The organism is Streptomyces sp. NPDC090994, from assembly GCF_044768905.1.
In the GTDB taxonomy this organism is placed as follows: Bacteria; Actinomycetota; Actinomycetes; order Streptomycetales; family Streptomycetaceae; genus Streptomyces.
On the sequence record NZ_JBIVWS010000024.1, the window covers coordinates 82821 to 102649 of the forward strand.

Genomic DNA, 19829 nt, shown 5'->3' on the forward strand with positions numbered 1-19829 from the left:
GCCCTCACCGTCGAAGCGCTTCGATGTTGCAGCGAGGTTAAGTGAACACGAGGGTGGGCACAAGAGTCGTTTCCAAGATTCCTCGGATGTGTGCGGGGCGGCTCGGGCCAGCCCAGCGCCCCCTGTGCTGGCTGTGAAGGTGGACGGAACGGCCCGCCGCGTCTTGACACCCGGCCTTCGCCGACTGAGCATCGAAGCGCTTCGAAAGCCGCTTCGGAAGCGCATCGCCGCACATCGCAAGGGGAATCCCACGTGACCGCACCCACGCCGCCCACACCGCCTTTCCGCGATCCGCGCACGCCGGTCGCGGAGCGCGTCGACGACCTGCTGTCGCGGCTCACGCTCGACGAGAAGATCGGATTTCTGCACCAGTTCACGCCGGGCGTGGACCGTCTGGGCGTCGCCGCCTTCCGCACCGGCCAGGAGGCGCTGCACGGCGTGGCCTGGATGGGCCCGGCGACGGTGTTCCCGCAGGCCGTCGGTCTCGGCGCCACCTGGAACGAGGAGCTGGTCCGCCGGGTCGGCGACGCCGTCTCCGCGGAGGTCCGCGCGATGCGCGCCCGCGACGAGCGGGTCGGCCTCAACGTCTGGGCCCCGGTCGTCAACCTGCTGCGCCACCCCCTGTGGGGCCGCAACGAGGAGGGCTACTCCGAGGACCCGAGGCTGACCTCGGCGATCGCCACCGCCTACACCCGCGGCCTGCGCGGCAGTCATCCGACCTACTGGCGCACCGCCCCCGTGCTGAAGCACTGGCTCGCCCACAACAACGAGACCGACCGCGACACCGCGTCCTCCTCGGTCCGCCCCCGCGTCCTCAACGAGTACGACCTGCGCGCCTTCCGGGAGACGGTCGAGGCGGGCGCGGTGGCCGGGGTGATGCCGGCCTACAACCTGGTCAACGGCCGCCCCAACCACGTCTCCCCCTACCTGGCCGAGCACCTGCGCGCCTGGACCGGCGAGGAGCTGCTGGTCTGCTCGGACGCGGGCGCCCCCTCCAACCTGGTCGACTCCGAGCACTACTTCGACACCCACGAGGAGGCGACGGCCGCCGCGCTGAAGGCCGGGGTCGACAGCTTCACCGACCACGGCACCGACTCGACGAAGATCACCGCACGGGTGCGCGGCGCGCTGGAGCGGGGCCTGCTGACCGAGGCCGACGTCGACACGGCGGTGCGCCGGCAGCTCTCGGTCCGCTTCCGCCTCGGCGAGTTCGACGGTCACGAGGAGGCGGGCGCCTTCGACACCCCGGAACACCGGGCGCTGGCCCAGGAGGCGGCCGAGCAGGCGATCGTCCTGCTGAAGAACGAGGGCGGCCTGCTTCCGCTGGCCCCCGGCAGCCGCCTCGCGGTCGTCGGACTCCTCGCCGACGAGTGCAAGCTCGACTGGTACAGCGGCACCCTGCTCCACCGCTCCACCCCGCTGGAGGGCCTCTACGAGCGGTTCGGCGCCGGGCAGGTCGCGTTCGCGGAGGGCGTGGACCGGGTCCGGCTGCGCACCTCGGCCGGTACGTTCCTGCACGTCCCGCCGGCCGGCGACGACGCCCCCGCGCCGGTGGCCGAGGGCGCCCTCGACCCCGCGCTGCTGGCCGGCCGCACCGATCTGCCGCCGCTCACCACCGACGCCACCGGCACCGAACTCGCCCTGGTCGACTGGGGCGAGGGCGTGCTGACCCTGCGCGCGCCGGACGGGCGGTACCTGTCGGTGGCCGAGGACGGGTACCTGCGCGCCTCGGCCGACCAGCCGGGCGGCTGGGTGGTGCAGGAGACGTTCCGGCTGGAACCGCACGGCGACGGCCACCTCCTCAGGCACACGGGAACGGGGCACCATGTAGCGGTGACCGCGGACGGCGTGAAGGTTGCCGCGTCCGGCGGGGAGGTTTTCGCGCTGGAGACCGTCGAGCGCGGCGAGGAGGCGGTGGCGCGGGCCGCCGCCCGGGCCGACGTGGTGCTGGTGGTGGCGGGCAACGACCCGCACATCAACGGCCGCGAGACCGAGGACCGCACCACGCTGCGGCTCCCCGCCCACCAGGAACGGCTGCTGCGCGCCGCCCGGGACGCCAACCCGCGCACGGTGCTGGCGCTGGTCTCCGCCTACCCGTACGCGGTCGACACCGAGCCGCTCCCGGCAGTGCTGTGGACCGCGCACGGCGGCCAGGCGGCCGGCACCGCCCTGGCCCGCGTGCTGGCCGGTGACGTCTCCCCCGCCGGACGCCTGCCGCAGACCTGGTACGCCGACGACCGGGACCTGCCCGACCTGCTCGACTACGACGTCATCGGCTCCCGGCAGACGTACCTGTACTTCGAGGGGACGCCGCTGTTCCCGTTCGGGCACGGGCTGTCGTACGCGTCGTTCGGCTACGGCGACCTGCGCGCGGAGGCCGGTGACGGCTCGGTGCGGGTCTCGTTCACGGTGACCAACACCGGTGACGTCACCGCCGACGAGGTGGCCCAGCTGTACGCCCGGGCCGAGCAGCCGTCGGTGCCGCGTCCGCGCCGCGAGCTGCTCGCCCACCGCCGCGTCACCCTCGCACCGGGGGCCTCCACCGAGGTCTCCTTCACCGTCCCGCTGTCCGCCTTCGCGTACTGGGACGTGGCGCACGGCCGGTGGCGGCTGGAGCCCGGCCCGTACGCGCTGCTGGTGGGCGCCTCCAGCGAGGACGTCCGGCTGCGGACGACGCTCACCCTGGACGGGGAGCCGGCCGCGCCGCGCCCGGTGCGCGAACGGGGCCTGCCGGCCGCCGACTTCGACGAGCAGAGCGGCACGGAGATCGTGGACCGGACCAAGGAGTCGGGCGACGCGGTGACGCCGACGGCCGACAAGTCCGGCGAACTCCTCTACCGGGCCTGCGACTTCGGCTCCGGCGTGACCTCGGTGACGGTCGAGGTGGCGGGCGAGGGCGTGGTCGAACTGTCCCTGGACGGCGGCCCGGTGCGGGCCGTGCTGTCGACGGACACGCCGACCCCGGGACCGTACGACTACGTCTCCCTGACCACCGGCCTGACCGCCGAGGGCGTGCACGACCTGCGGGTGGGGCTGCGGGGGCCGGTGCGGCTGGCGGGGATCGGGGTCTCGGCCTGATCAGGTTCTTCGCCCGAAGACCGACGGCGATGACCGACGGCGATGACCGACGGCGATGACCGACGGCGATGACCGACGGCGACGGCGGGGCGTGCCGGTCCGCACGCCCCGCCGTCGCCGGTGCCGGTGCCGTCAGAGCGCGAGGCCGGTGAGCACCATGACCCGCTCGTAGGTGTAGTCCTCCATCGCGAACCGCACGCCCTCGCGGCCCACCCCGGACTGCTTGACGCCGCCGTACGGCATCTGGTCGGCGCGGTAGGAGGGTACGTCGCCGATGACCACGCCGCCGACCTCCAGGGCGCGGTGGGCGCGGAAGGCGGCCTGGAGGTCGTGGGTGAAGACGCCCGCCTGGAGGCCGTACTTGGAGTCGTTGACGGCGGCGAACGCCTCCGCCTCGCCGTTCACCTTCTGCACGCTGAGGACCGGGCCGAAGACCTCCTCGCGGGCGAGGGTGGTGCCGGCCGGCAGGTCGGTGAGGACGGTCGGCGCGTAGGAGGCGCCGTCGCGCTGCCCTCCGGTGGCGAGCGTGGCACCGTCGGCCACGGCCTCCCGCACCCACGCCTCGACCCGCTGCGCCGCGGCCTCGCTGACCAGCGGGCCGACGTCGGTCTTGTCGTCGGACGGGTCGCCGGTGACCTGGGCCTCCACGGCGGCGACGATGCGCGGCAGCAGCCGGTCGTACACGGCGGCGTCGGCGATCACGCGCTGCACGGAGATGCAGGACTGGCCGCCCTGGTAGTTGGAGAAGGCGGCGATGCGCTGCGCGGCCCGGTCCAGGTCCTCGTCGCTGGACCAGTCGGCCAGCACGACGGCCGCGCCGTTGCCGCCCAGCTCCAGGGTGCAGTGCTTGCGCGGCACCGAGTCCATGATCGCGTATCCGACCTGCTCGGAGCCGGTGAAGGAGATCACCGGCAGCCGCTCGTCCTGGACCAGGGCGGGCATCCGGTCGTTGGGGACCGGCAGGACGCTCCAGGAGCCGGCCGGCAGCTCGGTCTCGGCGAGCAGTTCGCCCAGGAGCAGGGCGGAGAGGGGGGTGGCCGGGGCCGGCTTGAGGATGATGGGGGCGCCGGCGGCGATCGCGGGGGCGACCTTGTGGGCGCACAGGTTCAGCGGGAAGTTGAACGGCGCGATACCGAGCACGGCGCCCTTGGGGAAGCGGCGGGTGAGGGCGAGCCGGCCCTGGCCGCCCGCGTCGGTGTCCAGGCGCTGGGCCTCGCCGCCGTTGAACCGGCGGGCCTCCTCGGTGGCGAACCGGAAGACGGAGACCGCCCGCCCGACCTCGCCGCGGGCCCACTTGACGGGCTTGCCGTTCTCGGCGGAGATGAGCTGGGCGATCTCCTCGGTGCGCTCCGCGAGACGCCGGGCGACGTGGTCGAGGGCGGCGGCCCGGACGTGGGCCGGGGTGGCGGCGAACTCGTCCCGTACGGCGTGGGCGGCGGCCACCGCCTCCTCGACCTGTGCCTGGCTCGGGACGCTCACGGCGCCGACGAGGTGGCCGTCCCACGGGGAGGTGACGTCGAAGCTGTCCTCGCCGGTGGCCTGGCGGCCGGCGAGCCAGAAGGCGTGGATGGAGGTCATGTCGGGTTCCGGCCCTTCCCGTCGGGGGTGTGTACGTGTGGTGCTGGGTCCACGGTAGGGGCGGGGCGGCAGAGCGGCGTTTGTCCTGTCTGTAGTGGTGGGGCGGGGCGATGCGCCGCAATGGCCACACCCGGCGTCCCGGAGGGGCCACGCTCCGCCGTTTCGGAACGCCGCGCCCCCGGCGTCAGTGGGCCGCCGTCGCCTTCAGCGCCAGCCACAGTTCCATCCGTACGTCCGGGTCGTCGAGGGAGCGGCCGAGGATCTCCTCGACGCGCCGCATCCGGTAGCGCAGGGTGTGCCGGTGGACGCCGAGGTCGGCGGCGGCCGCGTCCCACTGGCCGTGCCGCGACAGCCAGGCCCGCAGCGAGGCGACCAGGTCGCCGCGGCCGGTGGCGTCGTGGTCGCGCAGGGCGCGCAGCAGCCCGTCGGCGAAGGCGCGCACGGCGTCGTCCGCGAGCAGCGGCAGCACCGAGCCGGCCGCGAGCCGCTCGTGCTCGACGCAGATCCGGCCGCGCCGCCGGGCCACCGAGAGCGCCTGTTCGGCCTGCTTGTACGCGGCCGAGGCGCCGATCGGCCCGGACGGCGCCGACAGTCCGGCGACCCACGCCTCCTCGTCGCCGCCGGCCGGCGCGTCCGGCACCGTCCGCCCCGCCTCCAGCGCCGCCGCGTACTCCGTGCAGGCGGCGACCGCCGCTCCCCCGTCGGCGGCCAGCACCACCAGCCGCTCGCCCTGCGGCACCACCAGTACCGCCTCGCCGGCCCGGGCCGCGGCGGCCTCGACGACCTCGGCGAGGGCGCCGGGCGGCTCGCCGCCGGCCGGCACGGATTCGGCGACGACCAGCCGGAAGGGCGCGTCGAGCAGGGCGCCGTAGAGGTCGCCGGCGACGGTGCGGGCGTGGTCGGGTTCGCCGGCCAGCAGCATGCCGAGGACGGCCGTGCCGATCCGCTGCTCGGCGGCGTGCAGGGAGCGGGAGCGTTCCGTGGTCAGGGTCAGCAGCGCGACCGCCGAGTGCAGGGCGTAGCGCTCGGCGGTGCCGAGGGGGGCGGCGGTGCCGACGGCGAGGGCGGCGCGGGGGCGGCGGGAGGTGCCGATGGAGTGCAGCTCGACCCGGTCGGTGTCGCCGCCCGGTTCCGTGCCGCCGACGACCGCGGAGGCGGGGGCGGGCCGCTCCCGCAGCCGCCGTACGTCCGCGGTGAGCCGGGCGGCGCGGCGGCCGGCCCACTCGGGTGCCGCGGCCACCACCTCGCCGGCGGCGTCGTACAGCGCCGCCCAGCCGTCGACCTGGGCGGCCAGCGCGGCCAGCAGCCCTTCCGGGCCGTCGGCGAGGGCCCGCCTGGTCAGCTCCCGCTGGGCGGCGAAGCCGTCGGTCACCGCCCGGTACTGGTCGGCGGCGATCGCGGCGGAGACGGCCTTGCTGATGGCGAGGAACGGGGTGCGGCGCGGCACCTCCAGCAGGGGCAGCCCCTCCTGCTCGGCCGCGTCGACGAGGGCGGCCGGAACATCCTCGTAGTGCACCCCCACGGCGAACCCGAGCCCGACCACACCCGCGCCGGCCAGCCGCTTCACATACCGCCGCATCGCCTCCGGGTCCTCGGCGTCCAGCTTCAGCGCGGTGATCAGCAGCAGTTCCCCGCCCTCCATGTAGGGCACGGGGTCGGCCAGCTCGCTGGCGTGGGCCCAGCGCACGGGCACGTCCAGGCGGTCCCGGCCCGCCCGCACGGTCAGCTTCAGCGCGGAGTGGTGGACCAGCGAGGCGAGGGTCGGGGGCATGGGTCCGCTCCGCGTCGGTGGTGTGCGACCAGTGAAGTCTTGGCCGCGGCGTATGAACGGCCTGGGTCGATTCTGCCTCACTGTACGGTCCCGGCGCGGCGGCCGGGACGGTCAGCCCCGCAGATCCACCAGCAGGGGCGGCGCGTGCTCCCCCTTGACGGTCGTCAACGACAGCACGGCATGCCCGGGCGGCACGGCGTGCGCCAGCTCGGAGGCGGACCAGCGTTCGCGTTCGACCTGCTTCACGGTGACCGCGTCCGTCGTGACCGCCTTGCCCGTCACCAGCTTGCGCAGGGCGTGGAAGGCCCGGGTCATCGGCTGGTCGGCGAAGACGGTGTGCTGGGCGACCTCGGTGGTCTCCACCCACTCGGTGCCCCAGGCCTGCGCGAACCGGCTGCCGTCCCAGGTGGTGACGCCGCAGAAGGCCATCCGGCAGCCGACCGCGCCGTAGAGCGGGCCGTGCAGGGCCTCGGGGACGTCGGCGATGGTCCGCAGCGCGAGCAGCACGCCCGCGTTCTGTCCGCGCAGCCGCTGGACGCGGCGCACCGACTCGGCGGTGACGGTGCCCGTCGCGTCGTCCAGCACCAGGCCGGCGAAGTGGGTGCGTCCGCTCTCCCGGACGACGGCGAGGAACTGGGCGAGGACCAGCCGGGTGATCACCCGGCCGGCCTCCTCGTGGCCGCGTTCGGGCAGGTCGATCCGTACCCGCAGCGAGTGGTGGGCGACGGCGCGCAGGGAGAAGGGCCGGCCCGGCCCGCCCCCGCCGAAGAAGTCCGCGAACACCGGCCGGTTCAGCAGCCCCAGCCGGTCGGCCAGGACCCGGCCGGCGTCACCCGGCGTGCCGGTCTGCCGCAGCCGCGCGTCGAGTTCGCGGACCATGACGTCGTTCCCGGCGGCGACGAGCGCCTCGCGCAGCGGGGTCAGCGCCCCGTCGCCGCCCTCCAGCAGTTCCCGCAGTTCCGGCAGGGCGGGGAAGCGGCCGTGCACCGCCCGGAAGGGGCCGAGGAGCTGGGCCAGTACGGTGGCGGCGCCCTGGGAGCCCGCCGGTTCGAGGTCGCCGGCGAGTGCCTCGGCGAGGAGGGCGGCGGCCTCGTCCGGGTCGTCGGACTCGGCGTAGGGGTCGAGGTCGTGGACGGAGGACGGGTCGCCGATCCGCACGATCACGTCGAAGGCGTCGTCGGCGCCGAGCGGGCGGCCCGCGGCGGAGACGGCGACGACGGCGCAGCGTCCGGTGAGCGCCTGGAGGGCGAGGGCCTCGGTCACCGGTTCGACCAGGGTGCGGGTCTTGCCGGAGCCGGAGGGGCCGATGGCCAGCAGGGAGGTGCCGAGCACCTCGGGGCCGAGGGCGGCGCCGGCCTCGTGGTAGGGGCGCGGGGTGCGTTCGGCCGGCGCCCAGCGGCCGATGCGCACCTGGCCGGCGAGCAGGTCGTGGCGGGCGGTCCGGCGGGGCAGGTCACGGGCGCCGGAGGGGTGGGTCCAGGCGGCGCCGCCCTGGCGCAGCACGGTGTCGCGGAAGGCGTCGAGGCCGGCGCCGCGCCGGGCGAGGTGGAAGGCGTGCTCGACGCGGGTGCAGTCGACGTCGTTCATCCGGCCGCCGGCGACCTCGGCGGTGAGCAGCTCGGCGGCCTCGTGCTGGCCGGTGTCGCGCAGGGCGGGCCACTGGGAGCGGGGCCGCTCGGCCACGGGGACGGCGCTGGGGGCGCCGGCGGCCCGGCGGGCGGCGAGCAGCTTCCGGGCGTACGGCCACCAGCCGCCGAGGCGGGCGAACGGCCACACCACGAGCGCGGTGACGACCGCGTACAGCGTGTCCGTGTAGAGGACGGAGGCCATCAGCTCGTAGCTGCCGGTGACCAGCACGGTCAGGGACAGCAGCGGTCCCACGACCGGCACCGGGTCCCATCCGGCGCCCGGGAACGCCTCGGGGAAGACGAGGCTGAGGGCGATCAGGGCGAGGCCGGCGGCGATCAGGGCGCGGACCGGCTGGGGCCGGTGGCCCGTGTAGTGGCGGGCGATGGCGGGCCAGCTGCCCAGCGCGGCCACCGCGAGGACGAGGACGACGAAGAAGAGGCCGTCGTAGACGAGCGCGGCGTGCGCCCCCGGCAGCGTCACCGCCTCGCCCTCGACCGGCTTGGGCGTGGCCTTCGTACCGCCCCACCACCAGTCGTTCGGCGTGAACATCCGCAACAGGACGAACTGGTACGGCACCACACCGCGCCGCCAGAACGACCACACCCCGATCGCCAGCACCAGCGGTACGAGCATGCCGACGACCGTCACCGGGGCGAGCTTCTCCGTGGCCTCCTTGAGCGGGCGGTAGCCCTGCCGCCAGATCCCGGGCCGGGCCTCCGGCCGGTCCGCGTCGAGCCAGGCGGCGACGGTGGAGGCGGACCGGGGCAGTTGCTGGGGCACGGGTGGTGTGCCCGGTACCGGGGGCCTGCCCGGCGCCTGGGCCGTGCCCGGTGCCTGGGCCGCACCCGGTACCTGGCCCGCACCCGGTGGCATACCCGGTGCCGGTGGCGCACCCGCACCCGGTGGCATACCCGGTGCCGGTGGCGCACCCGGTGCCCGGGCCGGCCGGGGCGGCACCGCGGGCCGCGTCGGCGGCATCGGAGGCGGCACGGGATTCACCCGCGCCCCCCGCACGTCCCGCTTCCCGTCGCTGTCCATCGCCCCTGCCCCCTGAGCAGCCGTTCCGTCCACCATCGCCAGTCAATCTAACGCCCTTGCACGGGCGTTCACCGCTTACGCGGCCGGGTGGGAGTCGCCGGGCCCGGGGACGTCTCTGTCCACCGCGGACAATCCGGCCGGCCGACACCGCCCACATGGAGCATGCCCACCCCGGTCCGCCGCGCCTAGCCTGCGGGAAAAGAACGTAAGTGTCCGTAGAACCACCAGGAGCCCCGCATGACCGCACTTCCGCAGGAGCGCCGCCTCGTCACCGCCATCCCGGGCCCGAAGTCGCAGGAACTGCAGGCCCGCCGCACGGCCGCGGTCGCGCAGGGCGTGGGCTCCGTGCTGCCGGTGTTCACCGCGCGGGCGGGCGGCGGCATCGTCGAGGACGTCGACGGCAACCGGCTGATCGACTTCGGCTCCGGCATCGCCGTGACCTCGGTCGGCGCCTCCGCCGAGGCCGTCGTCCGCCGGGCCGCCGCGCAGCTCGCCGACTTCACCCACACCTGTTTCATGGTCACGCCGTACGAGGGGTACGTCGCCGTCGCCGAGGCGCTGGCCGAGCTGACCCCGGGCGACCACGCCAAGAAGTCCGCGCTGTTCAACAGCGGCGCCGAGGCCGTCGAGAACGCCGTCAAGATCGCCCGCGCGTACACCAAGCGGCAGGCGGTGGTCGTCTTCGACCACGGCTACCACGGCCGTACCAACCTCACCATGGCGCTGACCGCGAAGAACATGCCGTACAAGCACGGCTTCGGGCCGTTCGCGCCCGAGGTGTACCGCGTCCCGGTGGCGTACGGCTACCGCTGGCCGACGGGTGCCGAGAACGCCGGGCCGGAAGCCGCCGCGCAGGCCATCGACCAGATCACCAAGCAGGTCGGCGCGGAGAACGTGGCCGCGGTCGTCATCGAGCCGGTGCTCGGCGAGGGCGGCTTCATCGAGCCGGCCAAGGGATTCCTGCCGGCGATCAGCCGGTTCGCGAAGGAGAACGGCATCGTCTTCGTCGCCGACGAGATCCAGTCCGGCTTCTGCCGCACCGGCCAGTGGTTCGCCTGCGAGGACGAGGGGATCGTCCCCGACCTGATCACCACCGCCAAGGGCATCGCGGGCGGGCTGCCGCTGGCCGCCGTCACCGGCCGCGCCGAGATCATGGACGCCGCGCACTCCGGCGGCCTCGGCGGCACCTACGGCGGCAACCCGGTGGCCTGCGCGGGCGCGCTCGGCGCCATCGAGACGATGAAGGAGCTGGACCTCAACGCCAAGGCGAAGACCATCGAGGCGATCATGAAGTCCCGCCTCACCGCCCTGGCCGGGAAGTTCGACGTCATCGGCGACGTCCGGGGCCGCGGCGCCATGATCGCCATCGAGCTGGTCAAGGACCGCGCCACCAAGGAGCCGGCCCCGGAGGCGACCGCCGCGCTCGCCAAGGCCTGCCACGCCGAGGGGCTGCTGGTCCTGACCTGTGGCACCTACGGCAACGTCCTGCGCTTCCTGCCCCCGCTGGTGATCGGCGAGGAGCTGCTGAACGAGGGGCTGGACATCATCGAGCAGGCCCTCGGCCGCATCTGAGCCCCCGCCTCCCCCTCCCCTCTCACGCGCATCCGAGCAGCCGTCCGCTCGGCCGGTTCCGTGAACGGCAGAGCGTGTGAAGAAGGTGTGCGAGGTGGATGGCAGGTCGCGGATGCCCCTGTCTTCGGGCCCGTTCCCTGTCGTAGGTTCTACGCAGATGAGAGATACACCCCGCCCACAGGGAACTGTGGGTGACTCCAGGCCGGGGCCTCCCCAGCTGCGGCCTGGTCGTGCCCTCGCGCACACAAACGGAGCCTCCGGCTTCGGATCTCCTCACCGATCGGACGGTCGCTCGCCCCAGACCCCCCGGGGCGCGCGACGTTCCGGTCCGTTCGGCCGCCTCGGAACCACCCCCCCTGTTCCGGGGCGGCCGACCTCCCCCTCTCCCCTCCGTCTGCTCGGCGGCATCGGGCTGCCCGTCCTGCTCTTCGCGCTGATCACCTGGCAGGTCGTCGCGGACGGTCCGCTGATCCGGGTGGACGAGCGGCTGAGCAGGGCGTTGGTCCGTCCGGACCGGTTCTCCGAACTCCTCGCCGACCTCGGCAACACCCAGGTCGCGCTGCCCGTGCTGGTGGCCGCGCTGGCGTACGCGGCCTGGCGCGGGCGGTCCACCGGTACAGACCAATGGTGGCTGCCGCCCCTCGCCGGGGCGCTGCTGATGGCGCTGGTGCCGGCGCTGGTCGTCCCCCTCAAGATCTGGACCGACCGCCCCGGCACCCCGGCCGTCGAACCGGCCACCGGCTACTACCCCTCCGGCCACACCGCCACCGCCGTCGTCGCCTACGGCGCGGCGGTGCTGGTACTGCTGCCCCTGCTGCGCTCGGCGGCCGTCCGCCGCATGCTGTGCCTGGCCGGCGCGGTCCTCGTCCTCGCCGCCTCCTACGGGCTGGTCCGGCGGGGCTACCACTGGCCACTGGACGTGGTGGCCGGCTGGTGCCTGTTCGGCGCGCTGCTGTGCTGCCTGCGCCTCCTGGTGGGCCGCCGCCGGACCGGGTGACGGCGGAGTCAGCTGTCGAAACCCAGGCCGAGCCGGTCCAGCGTGCGCAGCCACAGGTTGCGGCGGCCGGCGTGCGCGTCCGCGCGGGCCAGCGACCACTTGGTCAGCGCGATGCCGGTCCAGGCGAAGGGCTCCGGCGGGAACGGCAGCGGCTTCCTGCGGACCATCTCCAGCGCCGTCCGCTCGGTCCGCTCCCCCGCCAGCAGGTCCAGCATCACCTCGGCACCGAACCGCGTGGCGCCGACCCCGAGGCCGGTGTACCCGGCGGCGTAGGCGACCCGCCCCTGGTGGGCCGTGCCGAAGAACGCCGAGAAGCGGGAGCAGGTGTCGATCGCCCCGCCCCAGGCGTGGGTGAAGCGGACGCCCTCCAGCTGCGGGAAGCAGGTGAAGAAGTGCCCGGCCAGCTTGGCGTGGGTCTCGGGCCGGTCGTCGTACTCGGCGCGGACCCGGCCGCCGTAGTGGTGGACCGCGTCGTAGCCGCCCCACAGGACGCGGTTGTCGGCGGAGAGCCGGAAGTAGTGGAACCGGTTGCCGCTGTCCGCCAGCCCCTGACGGCCCCGCCAGCCGATGGAGGCGAGCTGTTCGGCGGTGAGCGGCTCGGTCATCAGGGCGTAGTCGTAGACCGGGACGGTGTAGGAGCGGACCCGGCGCAGCAGGCTGGGGAAGACGTTGGTGCCGAGGGCTACGGCGCGGGCGCGGACCAGGCCGTAGGGGGTGCGTACGGCCATTCCGGCGCCGTACGGCTTGAGGGTGAGCGCGGGGGTGTGCTCGTGGACGCGGACGCCGAGGGCGAGGCAGGCCCGCTTCAGGCCCCAGGCGAGCTTGGCGGGGTTGAGCAGGGCGACACCCCGGCGGTCGTGGAGGCCGGCCCGGAAGGTGGGCGAGTCGACCTGTGCCCGTACGGCGTCGGCGTCGAGGTACTCGATGTGCTCGCCGAGGCCCGCGCGCCGGATCTGTCCGTGCCAGTCCCGCAGTTCCCGGGCCTGGTAGGGCTCGGTGGCGAGGTCGATCTCGCCGGTGCGCTCGAAGTCGCAGTCCAGGGCGTACCGGCTGACGGCCTCCTCGATGGCGTCGAGGTTGCGGGCGCCGAGTTCCTCCAGCCGGTGGATCTCGTCGGGCCAGCGGGCGAGGCCGTTGGCCAGGCCGTGGGTGAGGGAGGCGGCGCAGAAGCCGCCGTTGCGGCCGGAGGCGGCCCAGCCCACCTCGCGGCCCTCCAGCAGGACGACGTCCCGGCCGGGGTCGCGTTCCTTGGCGAGCAGCGCGGTCCACAGCCCGCTGTAGCCGCCGCCGACGACCAGCAGGTCGCACGTCTCGGTGCCGGTGAGGGCGGACTCGGGGCGGGGGCGGCCGGGGTCGTCCAGCCAGTACGGCACCGGCTGGGCGTCGGAAAGAGACCTGGTCCAACGGGTCATGGCGCTCGGGGCCATGATGTCAACTCCCTACGGAATCATGCTTTCGGTCGGGTCCGGCGACGGCCGGCGGCCATCGAGACGAGGACGAGCAGGACGGCGACGGCGAACATGGCCGTCCCGATGACATTGATCTGCACGGGCGTTCCGCGCTGCGCCGAGCCCCAGACGAACATGGGGAAGGTGACGGTCGAGCCCGCGGTGAAATTGGTGATGATGAAATCGTCGAAGGAGAGCGCGAAAGCGAGCAGCGCGCCGGCCGCTATTCCGGGGGCGGCGATGGGGAGCGTGACCCGTACGAACGTCTGGAAGGGGCCGGCGTAGAGGTCCTGGGCGGCCTGTTCCAGTTTCGGGTCCATCGACATGACGCGGGCTTTCACGGCGGTCACGACGAAACTCAGGCAGAACATGATGTGGGCGATGAGAATCGTCCAGAAACCGAGTCGCGCGCCCATGTTCAGGAAGAGCGTGAGCAGCGAGGCGGCCATCACCACCTCGGGCATCGCCATCGGCAGGAAGATGAGCGAGTTCACCGCGGAGCGGGCGCGGAAACGGTAGCGGACGAGCGCGAAGGCGATCGCGGTGCCGAGCGCGGTCGCGCCGAGCGTCGCCCAGAACGCGATCTGGAGGCTGAGGGTGAGGGAGCCGCACAGATCGGCGACACCGCACGGGTCCTGCCACGCGTCCGTCGAGAATTCCTGCCATGCGTAATTGAAACGGCCGACGGGTTCGTTGAAGGAGAAGACCGTGACGACGACGTTCGGCAGCAGGAGATAGGCGAGCGTCAGCAGTCCGGCGAGGACCACCAGATTGCGTTTGAGCCAGGTGACGAAAGGCGTCATCACACCAGGTCCTCCGTCCCGGATTTACGGATGTAGAGCGTGACCATGATGAGGATCGCCGCCATGAGGATGAAGGAGAGGGCGGCGGCCGTCGGATAGTCCAGGACGCGCAGGAACTGGGTCTGGATGACGTTGCCGACCATGCGGGTGTCGGTGGAGCCGAGCAGGTCGGCGTTGACGTAGTCGCCGGTGGCCGGGATGAAGGTGAGCAGCGTGCCGGAGACGACGCCCGGCAGGGAGAGCGGGAAGGTGACCTTGCGGAAGGTGGTGAAGGGGCGGGCGTACAGGTCGCCGGCCGCCTCGTGCAGCCTGCCGTCGATGCGCTCCAGCGAGGTGTAGAGCGGCAGGATCATGAACGGGAGGAAGTTGTACGTCAGTCCGCAGACCACCGCGAGCGGGGTGGCGAGCACCCGGTCGCCGGCCGTCCAGCCGAGCCAGCTCGTGACGTCCAGGACGTGCAGGGTGTTCAGCGCGCCGACGACCGGGCCGCCGTCCGCGAGGATCGTCTTCCAGGCGAGGGTGCGGATGAGGAAGCTGGTGAAGAACGGGGCGATCACCAGGACCATGATCAGGTTCCGCCAGCGGCCCGCGCGGAACGCGATCAGATAGGCCAGCGGGTAGCCGAGCAGCAGGCACAGCGCGGTCGCGGCGGCGGCGTAGGCGACCGAGCGCAGGAACTGCGGCCAGTACGCGGACAGCGCGTCCCCGTAGGTGGCGACGTGCCAGGTGACCTTGTAGCCCTCCTCCAGCGAGCCGGTCTGCACGGAGGTGGACGCCTGGTAGACCATCGGCAGCGCGAAGAAGACGAGCAGCCACAGGATGCCGGGGAGCAGGAGCCAGTACGGGGTGAGGCGGCCCCGGCGGCGTGGGGGTCCGCCGTCCGGCGGCGCGGTCGGGGGCGCCTCGGTGAGGGTGGTGGCGGTGGCGGCGGTCATCAGGCGGCCTCTTCCACGCCCGCGGCTCGGGTACCGTCCTGGGCGGACTGCGCGGCGTTCAGGCCGAAGGTGTGGGCCGGGCTCCAGTGCACGACGACCTCGGCGCCGGGGACGAGACGCGGGTCGCGGTCGATGTTCTGGACGTAGACCGCGAAGTCGCGGCAGACGGGGCTGTCGACGACGTACTGGGTGGAGACGCCGAGGAAGCTCGCGTCGGCGATGGTGCCGGTGATGCGGTTGCGGCCCTCGGGGACCGTGCCGGCGTCGGCGGCGGGGACGAGGGCGGCCTTCTCCGGGCGGACGCCGACCAGCACCGTGCCGCCGGCCGCCGTGGCCGCGCCGCAGCGGTCGGCGGGCAGGGCCAGCGTGCCGCCGCCCGCCTTCACCACGAGGTCCGCGCCGCTGCGGCCGGTCACCTCGGCCTCGATGAAGTTGGAGGTGCCGAGGAAGTTGGCGACGAAGGTGGTGCGCGGGTGCTCGTAGAGCCCGGTGGGCGTGCCGAGTTGCTCGACGCGGCCGGCGTTCATCACCGCGACCGTGTCGGCCATCGTCATGGCCTCCTCCTGGTCGTGGGTGACGTGCACGAAGGTGATGCCGACCTCGGTCTGGATGCGTTTCAGCTCCAGCTGCATCTGGCGGCGCAGCTTCAGGTCGAGGGCGCCGAGCGGCTCGTCGAGGAGGAGGACGCGGGGGTGGTTGATCAGGGCGCGGGCGACGGCGACGCGCTGCTGCTGGCCGCCGGAGAGCTGGTGCGGCTTCTTGCGGGCCTGCTCGCCGAGCTGGACCAGGTCGAGCATCTCGCCGACCTGTTTCTTGACGGACTTGATGCCGCGCCGGCGCAGGCCGAAGGCGACGTTCTCGAAGACGTCGAGGTGCGGGAAGAGGGCGTAGGACTGGAAGACGGTGTTCACCGGGCGCTTGTACGGCGGCAGGTGCGTGACGTCCTGGTCGCCGAGGTGCACGGTGCCGCAGGACGGTTCCTCCAGGCCGGCGATCATGCGCAGGGTGGTGGTCTTGCCGCAGCCGGAGGCGCCGAGCAGGGCGAAGAAGGAGCCCTCGGGGACGGTCAGGTCCAGCGGGTGTACGGCGGTGAAGGAGCCGTAGGTCTTGCCTATGCCGGTGAGGCGGACGTCGCCGCCCTTTTCATTGATCATGTGGGTCACGCCCCCGTGAGCTTCGCGAACTTGGCCTCGTACTCCGTCTCTTCCTTCGAACTGAGCGAACGGAAGGCGCGGGACTTGGCCTGCATGGCCTGGTCAGGAAGGATCAGCGGATTCTCCGCCGCGTCCGGGTCGATCTTCGCCAGTTCGTCCTTCACTCCGTCGACGGGGCAGACGTAATTGATGTAGGCGGCGAGTTCGGCGGCGGCCCGGGGCTCGTAGTAGTAGTCGATGAGCCGCTCGGCGTTGGTCTTGTGCCGGGCCTTGCCGGGGACCAGCAGGTTGTCGCTGGAGGTGAGGTAGCCGCTGTCGGGGATGACGAAGTCGACGTCCGGGTTGTCCGCCTTGAGCTGGACGACGTCACCGGCCCAGGCGAGGCAGGCGGCGAAGTCGCCCTTGCTGAGATCGGAGGTGTAGTCGTTGCCGGTGAAGCGGCGGATCTGGCCGGAGTCGACGGCCTTCTGGAGGCGGGCGACGGCCGCGTCGTAGTCGTCGTCGGTGAAGCGGCCCGGGTCCTTGTCCAGGTCGAGCAGGGCCATGCCCATGGTGTCGCGCATCTCGGTGAGCAGGCCGACGCGGCCCTTGAGCTTCGGGTTGTCGAGGAGGTCGGAGAGGGTCTTCACCTCGATGCCGTCGAGCGCCTTCCTGTTGTAGGCGATGACGGTGGAGATGCCCTGCCAGGGGTAGGAGTAGGCGCGGCCCGGGTCCCAGTCGGGGGTGCGGAACTGGGGCGAGAGGTTGGCGAAGGCGTGCGGCAGGTTGGCCGGGTCGAGCTTCTGCACCCAGCCGAGGCGGATGAGGCGGGCGGCCAGCCAGTCGGTGAGGACGATCAGGTCCCGGCCGGTGTCCTGGCCGGCGGCGAGCTGCGGTTTGACCTTGCCGAAGAACTCGTTGTTGTCGTTGATGTCCTCGGTGTACTTGACGGCGATACCGGTGCGCTCGGTGAAGGCGTCGAGGGTGGGGTGCTTCTTGCCGCTGTCGTCGACGTCCATGTACTCGGTCCAGTTGGAGAAGGCGACCTCCTTCTCCTTCGCCGAGTGGTCCGCCGCGGAGGTGCCGCCCTCGGTCCGGCCGGCGGCGGGGATGCCGCAGGCGGTCAGCGTCCCGAGTCCGCCGGCCACGAGTGCGCCGCCGGCGGAGGCGCGCAGCAGCGAGCGGCGGGTCAGAGCGGCCCTGCCGGTGCGCAGGGTGCGCCGCATGGCGGCCAGTTGGGCCGGGGAGAGACGGTCTGGCTCGTACTGCTCCATGCGCGTGGTGCCCTTTCGGCTGCGGTCGTCTGTGGTTGGCGGCTCGGGTGGTTCTTCTCAGCGGGTCCTGACGTCAGCGGTCTCCGAAGACGGTGCGGTGCCAGTCCTTCGCGGCGGTCGCGGTGTTGTCGAACATGACGTGTTTGAGCTGGGTGTACTCCTCGAAGGAGTACGCGGACATGTCCTTGCCGAAGCCGGACGCCTTGTACCCGCCGTGCGGCATCTCGCTGATGATCGGGATGTGGTCGTTGATCCAGACGCACCCGGCCTTGATCTCCCGGGTGGCGCGGTTCGCGCGGTACACGTCCCGGGTCCAGGCGGAGGCGGCGAGGCCGTACGGGGTGTCGTTGGCGAGCCGGACGGCCTCGTCGTCGGTGTCGAACGGCAGGACGACGAGGACCGGGCCGAAGATCTCGGCCTGGACGGCCTCGCTGTCCTGGGCGGCGTCGACGATGAGGGTGGGCCGGTAGTAGGCGCCGTCCTTCAGGCCGCCGTCCTGGGGGGCCTCTCCGCCGGTCACCACGCGCGCGTAGGTGCGCGCCCGGTCGACGAAGCCCGCGACGCGGTCGCGCTGCGCGTGGCTGACCAGGGGGCCGAGGTCGGTGCCGGGGGCGAAGGGGTGTCCCAGGCGGACGGTTTCCATGAGGGCCGCGGTGCGTTCCACGAACGCGTCGTGCAGGGGGCGTTGGACGTACGCGCGCGTGGCGGCCGTGCAGTCCTGGCCGGTGTTGATGAGGGCGGCGGCCACCGCGCCGTGCGCCGCCGCCTCCAGGTCGGCGTCGTCGAAGACGAGGAAGGGGGCCTTGCCGCCGAGTTCGAGGTGGAGGCGTTTGAGGGTGCTGGTCGCGATCTCGGCGACGCGTCTGCCTACGGCGGTGGAGCCGGTGAAGGAGGTCATGGCGACGTCGGGGTGGGCCACGAGGTGTTCACCGGCCTCGGGGCCCGTGCCGGTGACGATGTTGAGGACGCCGTCGGGGAGGCCGGCTTCGGTGGCCGCCTGGGCGAACATCAGGGAGGTGAGGGGGGTCGATTCGGCGGGCTTGAGGACGATGGTGTTGCCTGCGGCGATGGCCGGGAGGACCTTCCAGGCGGCCATCTGGAGCGGGTAGTTCCAGGGGGCGATGGAGCCGACGACGCCGATGGGTTCGCGGCGTACGTAGGAGGTGTGGTCGCCGGAGTACTCGCCGGCCGACTGGCCCTGGAGGTGGCGAGCGGCGCCGGCGAAGAAGGCGGCGTTGTCGATGGTGCCGGGCACGTCGAACTCGCGGGTGAGCTTGAGCGGTTTGCCGCACTGGAGGGACTCGGCGCGGGCGAGGTCCTCCGCCCGGTCGGCGAGGACGGCGGCGAACCGGTGCAGGGTGTCGGAGCGTTCGGCCGGGGTGGCGGCCGCCCAGGCGGGGAACGCGGCGCGGGCGGCGGCGACGGCCGCGTCGACGTCGGCCGGGCCGGCCGGGCGGTAGGTGAGGACCGGGGTGCCGGTGGCCGGGTCGACGACGGTGTGCGTGCGGGCGGAGGTGCCGTGGGTGAGGCGGCCCGCGATGTACTGGGCGCCGTCCGCGAAGCGGTCGTGCATGTCGGCTCTCCTCGGTGTCCCCGTGGCGGGGTCCGGTGTGGCTCGGACTCGATGTGAGTGCCGATCCTGACAGAGGTGTGGGCCTCCAACAAGTGATTCCGTTGTTGCCATTTGGTTACGCGACGGAATCTGTCGACCGGGGGTCGAGTCACCGTGGGACGTCGGGTTGCCGTGGGGAAAAAGGGGGGACGGGGTGTCAGTGGTGCGTGCGACAGTGGCGTGCATGGGAGAGGTCACGGGGGTGTCGGGCAGTCGGGAAGCGCTGGTCGGGGCGGTGCGGGCGGGGGCGCGGGTCAAGTACCTGTACTTCTGGGGGCACCGGCCTGGTCCGGGCGGACGGGTCGGGGCGGGCTGTCTGAGTCAGTGGTGGCCGTCGCCGTTCACGGTGGACGGGGTGGAGTACGCGACCGCCGAGCACTGGATGATGGCCGGCAAGGCCCGGCTGTTCCGGGACGCGGAGGCGGAACGCCGGGTGCTGGCGGCGGGGCATCCCGCCGAGGCGAAGAAGGCGGGGCGGCTGGTGCGGGGCTTCGACGAGGCGATATGGGAACGGGAGCGGTTCGGGATCGTCGTCGAGGGCAGCGTGCACAAGTTCGCTACGGACACCCCGCTGCGGGAGTTCCTGCTGGGCACGGGGGACCGGGTGCTGGTGGAGGCCAGTCCCGTGGACCGGGTCTGGGGCATCGGCCTCGCCGCCACGGAGGAGGGGGCGGGGGATCCGGAGCGGTGGCGGGGCGCGAATCTGCTGGGGTTCGCGTTGATGGAGGCGCGGGGGAGGCTGCGGAGGGGCGTCAGGTCGTAGGGGCAGGGCGGGCGGTGCGGGCGGTGCCGGCGGTGCCGGCGGTGCGGGCGGTGCCGGCGGTGCGGGGTCGTGGGTGGGGATGCCTGCGGCGCCTGTGCGGGTTCGGTGGGGGTGCGCGTAGCGCCCAGTCGTGTGCGGGTGGGTCGGGGCCGGGGTGGGGGGTGTCCGTCCTCGGAACGGCGCGGAATCGGTCACTTA

The 19829-nt window shown here is 73.2% G+C and carries 13 protein-coding genes; 4 read left to right on the forward strand and 9 right to left on the reverse strand.

The features are described 5' to 3' along the window. Window positions 1-252 precede the first annotated feature (252 nt). The gene (locus ACIQR3_RS32590; protein ID WP_403544385.1) at window positions 253-3078 is read left to right on the forward strand and encodes a glycoside hydrolase family 3 C-terminal domain-containing protein; all 2826 of its coding nucleotides are present in this window, start codon (window positions 253-255) and stop codon (window positions 3076-3078) included. A gap of 132 nt (window positions 3079-3210) precedes the next feature. On the opposite strand, the gene ACIQR3_RS32595 is transcribed toward ACIQR3_RS32590, so the two are convergent. The 3 genes from ACIQR3_RS32595 to ACIQR3_RS32605 form a co-directional block, all read right to left on the reverse strand. Continuing rightward, complete coding sequence (locus tag ACIQR3_RS32595; protein WP_403544387.1) at window positions 3211-4656, reverse strand: aldehyde dehydrogenase family protein; 1446 nt, start codon at window positions 4654-4656, stop codon at window positions 3211-3213. Between the two features lie 184 nt (window positions 4657-4840). Further along, entirely contained in the window at window positions 4841-6427 is a 1587-nt protein-coding gene (locus ACIQR3_RS32600) for a PucR family transcriptional regulator (protein ID WP_403544388.1), read from the reverse strand. Between the two features lie 111 nt (window positions 6428-6538). Beyond that, a complete protein-coding gene (locus ACIQR3_RS32605; RefSeq protein WP_403544390.1) occupies window positions 6539-9094 on the reverse strand; it encodes an ATP/GTP-binding protein in 2556 nt (851 codons plus the stop codon). 237 nt (window positions 9095-9331) lie between these two features. On the opposite strand from ACIQR3_RS32605, the gene gabT reads away from it, so the two are divergent. Beyond that, window positions 9332-10666 carry a 4-aminobutyrate--2-oxoglutarate transaminase gene (gene gabT, locus ACIQR3_RS32610; protein ID WP_403544392.1) on the forward strand — a complete coding sequence of 445 codons (1335 nt, stop codon included), beginning with the start codon at window positions 9332-9334 and terminating at the stop codon, window positions 10664-10666. A 475-nt stretch (window positions 10667-11141) separates the two neighbouring features. Then, complete coding sequence (locus ACIQR3_RS32615) at window positions 11142-11663, forward strand: phosphatase PAP2 family protein (RefSeq protein ID WP_403544394.1); 522 nt, start codon at window positions 11142-11144, stop codon at window positions 11661-11663. Between the two features lie 8 nt (window positions 11664-11671). Here the strand turns inward: ACIQR3_RS32615 and ACIQR3_RS32620 are convergent, their stop codons facing one another. The 6 genes from ACIQR3_RS32620 to ACIQR3_RS32645 form a co-directional block, all read right to left on the reverse strand. Then, window positions 11672-13090 carry an NAD(P)/FAD-dependent oxidoreductase gene (locus ACIQR3_RS32620; protein ID WP_403544396.1) on the reverse strand — a complete coding sequence of 473 codons (1419 nt, stop codon included), beginning with the start codon at window positions 13088-13090 and terminating at the stop codon, window positions 11672-11674. Between the two features lie 20 nt (window positions 13091-13110). Beyond that, entirely contained in the window at window positions 13111-13914 is an 804-nt protein-coding gene (locus tag ACIQR3_RS32625; protein WP_403544397.1) for an ABC transporter permease, read from the reverse strand. Then, a complete protein-coding gene (locus tag ACIQR3_RS32630) occupies window positions 13914-14849 on the reverse strand; it encodes an ABC transporter permease (RefSeq protein ID WP_403544399.1) in 936 nt (311 codons plus the stop codon). Before ACIQR3_RS32630 ends, ACIQR3_RS32625 begins: the two co-directional genes overlap by 1 nt. After that, window positions 14849-16003, reverse strand: coding sequence for an ABC transporter ATP-binding protein (locus ACIQR3_RS32635; RefSeq protein ID WP_403544400.1), 1155 nt, complete (start codon window positions 16001-16003; stop codon window positions 14849-14851). The genes ACIQR3_RS32630 and ACIQR3_RS32635 overlap by 1 nt, the downstream gene beginning before the upstream one ends. A gap of 5 nt (window positions 16004-16008) precedes the next feature. Next, a complete protein-coding gene (locus tag ACIQR3_RS32640; RefSeq protein ID WP_403544402.1) occupies window positions 16009-17256 on the reverse strand; it encodes a spermidine/putrescine ABC transporter substrate-binding protein in 1248 nt (415 codons plus the stop codon). Window positions 17257-17329: 73 nt separating this feature from the next. Further along, the gene (locus tag ACIQR3_RS32645; RefSeq protein ID WP_403544404.1) at window positions 17330-18829 is read right to left on the reverse strand and encodes a gamma-aminobutyraldehyde dehydrogenase; all 1500 of its coding nucleotides are present in this window, start codon (window positions 18827-18829) and stop codon (window positions 17330-17332) included. 223 nt (window positions 18830-19052) lie between these two features. Here ACIQR3_RS32645 and ACIQR3_RS32650 point away from each other — a divergent pair, with 223 nt between their 5' ends. Continuing rightward, on the forward strand, window positions 19053-19631 hold the full coding sequence (locus ACIQR3_RS32650; RefSeq protein ID WP_403544406.1) for an NADAR family protein: 579 nt from the start codon (window positions 19053-19055) through the stop codon (window positions 19629-19631). Window positions 19632-19829 lie beyond the last annotated feature (198 nt).

Bases quoted from the DNA above. Each gene is read 5' to 3' on its own strand.
- ACIQR3_RS32595 (WP_403544387.1), bottom strand. From the start codon at position 4,656: ATGACCTCCATCCACGCCTTCTGGCTCGCCGGCCGCCAGGCCACCGGC.
- ACIQR3_RS32600 (WP_403544388.1), bottom strand. From the start codon at position 6,427: ATGCCCCCGACCCTCGCCTCGCTGGTCCACCACTCCGCGCTGAAGCTG.
- ACIQR3_RS32605 (WP_403544390.1), bottom strand. From the start codon at position 9,094: ATGGACAGCGACGGGAAGCGGGACGTGCGGGGGGCGCGGGTGAATCCC.
- gabT (WP_403544392.1), top strand. From the start codon at position 9,332: ATGACCGCACTTCCGCAGGAGCGCCGCCTCGTCACCGCCATCCCGGGC.
- ACIQR3_RS32620 (WP_403544396.1), bottom strand. From the start codon at position 13,090: ATGGCCCCGAGCGCCATGACCCGTTGGACCAGGTCTCTTTCCGACGCC.
- ACIQR3_RS32625 (WP_403544397.1), bottom strand. From the start codon at position 13,914: ATGACGCCTTTCGTCACCTGGCTCAAACGCAATCTGGTGGTCCTCGCC.
- ACIQR3_RS32630 (WP_403544399.1), bottom strand. From the start codon at position 14,849: ATGACCGCCGCCACCGCCACCACCCTCACCGAGGCGCCCCCGACCGCG.
- ACIQR3_RS32635 (WP_403544400.1), bottom strand. From the start codon at position 16,003: ATGATCAATGAAAAGGGCGGCGACGTCCGCCTCACCGGCATAGGCAAG.
- ACIQR3_RS32640 (WP_403544402.1), bottom strand. From the start codon at position 17,256: ATGGAGCAGTACGAGCCAGACCGTCTCTCCCCGGCCCAACTGGCCGCC.
- ACIQR3_RS32645 (WP_403544404.1), bottom strand. From the start codon at position 18,829: ATGCACGACCGCTTCGCGGACGGCGCCCAGTACATCGCGGGCCGCCTC.
- ACIQR3_RS32650 (WP_403544406.1), top strand. From the start codon at position 19,053: ATGGGAGAGGTCACGGGGGTGTCGGGCAGTCGGGAAGCGCTGGTCGGG.